The 2,926-nt window shown below is 37.4% G+C and carries 3 protein-coding genes and 1 rRNA gene; 1 reads left to right on the top strand and 3 read right to left on the bottom strand.

Annotation, left to right across the window (positions count from 1 at the left end):
• The first annotated feature begins 136 nt into the window (after nt 1-136).
• Nucleotides 137-248: ribosomal RNA gene (rrf, locus tag BLQ87_RS33035) — 5S ribosomal RNA — on the top strand.
• Between the two features lie 359 nt (nt 249-607).
• Here rrf and BLQ87_RS33030 read toward each other — a convergent pair.
• The 3 genes from BLQ87_RS33030 to BLQ87_RS33020 form a co-directional block, all read right to left on the bottom strand.
• Nucleotides 608-943 (bottom strand): hypothetical protein, encoded by a 336-nt coding sequence (locus BLQ87_RS33030; protein WP_143010626.1) that lies wholly within the window; start codon nt 941-943, stop codon nt 608-610.
• Between the two features lie 47 nt (nt 944-990).
• Nucleotides 991-1,365, bottom strand: a complete 375-nt coding sequence (locus BLQ87_RS33025) for a hypothetical protein (protein WP_074613153.1) — start codon at nt 1,363-1,365, stop codon at nt 991-993.
• Between the two features lie 61 nt (nt 1,366-1,426).
• The gene (locus BLQ87_RS33020; RefSeq protein WP_074613152.1) at nt 1,427-1,984 is read right to left on the bottom strand and encodes a hypothetical protein; all 558 of its coding nucleotides are present in this window, start codon (nt 1,982-1,984) and stop codon (nt 1,427-1,429) included.
• Nucleotides 1,985-2,926: the final 942 nt, after the last annotated feature.

The raw sequence follows: 2,926 nt of genomic DNA, 5'->3' as shown, positions 1-2,926 counted from the left end.
CCCACCAGAGCCGATGGTACTGCGGTAACACGTGGGAGAGTAGGTCGGTGCCAAATCTTAAAGTAAGCCTGTAGTGAAAACTGCAGGCTTTTCTTTTCACATAACAAAGAACTCTAATAAAAGAAATTAAAAATATTTAGGTGCCTATATCGGTGGTGTCTACCTCTTCCCATTCCGAACAGAGAAGTCAAGCCCACCAGAGCCGATGGTACTGCGGTAACACGTGGGAGAGTAGGTCGGTGCCAAATCTTAAAAGAAAGCCTGTAGGAAACTACAGGCTTTTCTTGTTTATCAGCCTTTTTATTTGTCGCTCGTGAACCAAGGCCTCATTCTTTTTATAAAAGTTTTCAAAATTATCATTGCTTTTTATAGAAACATATAAGCTTTTCCGGAATTATTGAGCAGGAACTTTTCTGATTTCTTTATCAGAGCAGCCCTTTCTACTTAGTGCATTGGCAATTGATGATGAGTTGGGCATTGCTTTGATCACTAAACAATACCGTTTGTTTTACCATGTCCATGATTTCGCAATGGATCTTTTTATTCTTTTGGGATAATCTCCAGGAGCTGATATTTAATTTCTTCTTGTTGAGAAATGATACCAATGTTATTTTCGCGTTACATATTTGCTGCTAATCCAACCCCTTAACTGCTGATCTTTAAAATCGAAACTGACAGGATGATCCTTGCCAACCAGGAACGTAGGATCTACTTCGATAAATAGCCAGGATCTGTCCCGCTGAATGAGTTCAGATAGAATATTGATTTTTGAACCCATTTTTATCTGGGCAATAATATTTGTGCCTTCGGTAATTCCGAAAGTGAACGTCTCTTTTTCAGCTCCTTTGAGCAGATCAGTATTGGGAGAGAATCTTAAATTATAGTTGTTGGTATTAATGACCGCAGGTTCTCGTTGTTTGCTGTAAAATGGAGGGCTAAGCATACTAGCTCCGGTATATGCTCCATTTGTTAACACATAGTTGTCCTTAATCAGCGCTCGGTTTGTATCAAATTCAACGGACCTGATCGATACATAGGGGCTTTCCCACAACAATGGCCTAGTATTAAAGTTAGTATCTTTCTGTTGTTGATGTTAAATACCCGGTAACTCCAGCACTGTTCCGCAATCTGTTCTTTTAATATGCCGTTGATGTTTAGATATACTTTTATGCATTTAGGTTCTCCGCATTGATATAAGTAGATGTAATCATCGATCTGGTCATTATTAAGATCAATGATTTGCTTGTCGAATTTATGTTCCATAGCATTGGCCTTAATGTCATTTTCAATCTTTTGTAACTGATCAGTTTGTGCCTGACTTTGTATATAAAAGAATAGAAACAGGACGATGAATAGTTTTCGCATGAGTAAAGATTTATGAATGTTAGATTTTCGGAAGGCTAAGGGGCAGGTGATCAGATTAAAATTAGAAATTGCAATTAGACGATGGGTTTAAACCCTGCTTATCTTTTTTCAGAACAGGCATCCCTGTAGAAAAAGTAACGATCCATATGCTGTCATAATCATTTGTGCCCCATTTTTGGGTGACAGATTTTACACCTAGTGCATTCACCAGTTGCTGGATCTCCTTATGCTCCCAAACGATGATGACAGTACCTTTTTCTTTTAAGAGCGCTTTACTAATGTGTTTGTAATCCCCTTCTTCATAAGCCGAGTTTATACTTAAATTATATTTCACCGCAAAAGGAGTAATGGTTTGAAACATCCTGGCACGCCTGGTGTCTTTACCAAGGTTTAGCGCCGGAACATAAATATCAGATGGCTTGCCGAATTTCTTATATAATATTGCGGGCAATTGTACGGAGCGGTTAAATCCTTTACAGGTGAGATTATTCCCATTTTCAGGACGCTCTGCATGTCGTATGAATACAAGTTTTAAATTTCGATCCTGGGACCTGGCAGTGATGCTGAACAAAACAAACGCGGAAAGGAATAGCCGGGTTAACAGCGAGGGTGCTTTCATGGTTTATCTAAAATAGAATATATGCTGCACTTGACAAAGTTTAATCCGGAATGAAGTCGTAAATATTATCGAAATCTCCAGCGAGCTTTAAAAACAGAATATTCTATTTGAATATGGACCAAGTTATGGGCTCTGTTGCTTAAGGGAAGCTCCCTGGTGCTGATATGCTTTATTAATTGTTAAATGTTTGTTTATTTTTATTTAATATGACGCTGGAAAGGAAGTACATTAATTCTTTTTTATTTCAGGAATAAGAAGAAAACGATATTGCCTGTTTCCTATGCCAGGGCTAATGAGATATGGATTTGGCTATTTTAGAGCAAATCCTGGCATTTATTTATAGTATTCTTATGAAAATAAAACCGAATTCCTGTTTCCTTAGATTGGTTTGTCAATGTAACTAAGGATTAGTGTGTTGGGCTTTAATCACAGAAGAGATTGTCGCAAATATTTGGCCTTATGTTAAGATAAATACAATTTTATGTAAATAAAGTTTGCAGGGAGCAAAAATAATCCTACTTTTGCATCCCGCTTCGGAGGAAGAGAAAGATTGATACAGAGAGAAGGATTTGAAAGATTGCAGTAGAGATAAAGTCAGCGTTGTTTTGACTGGTTTAATTACCAAATAAAACAGCGTAAAAAAGTTTGAGAAAAAGCTTGACAATAACAAAAAGATTTCTACCTTTGCAGTCCCAACAAAAACGGGGGTTACTAAACGGAGTTTGATAACAAAAACAAAAAGACTGAAACGATCGGAATACCGAAACTGAAACCAGGAACATTAAGACCAGGAAGAAACAGAGGAATAAAGATTGCAACATAAAAGAAGAACCGAGAGGCGATTCGCAAAGTTCATTAAAGAGATGTCATTTATAGCGTAGCGAGGTAAGATAGTACCGTTTCAAAGTACATGAAAACCAAAGCTATTTTTTCAAGTCAGAA

Origin of the sequence: Pedobacter steynii, from assembly GCF_900103665.1 — a bacterium.
Taxonomy (GTDB): Bacteria; Bacteroidota; Bacteroidia; order Sphingobacteriales; family Sphingobacteriaceae; genus Pedobacter; species Pedobacter steynii.
The sequence above is the reverse complement of the archived record's forward strand: the minus strand, read 5'-3'. Positions and strand labels throughout refer to the sequence as shown.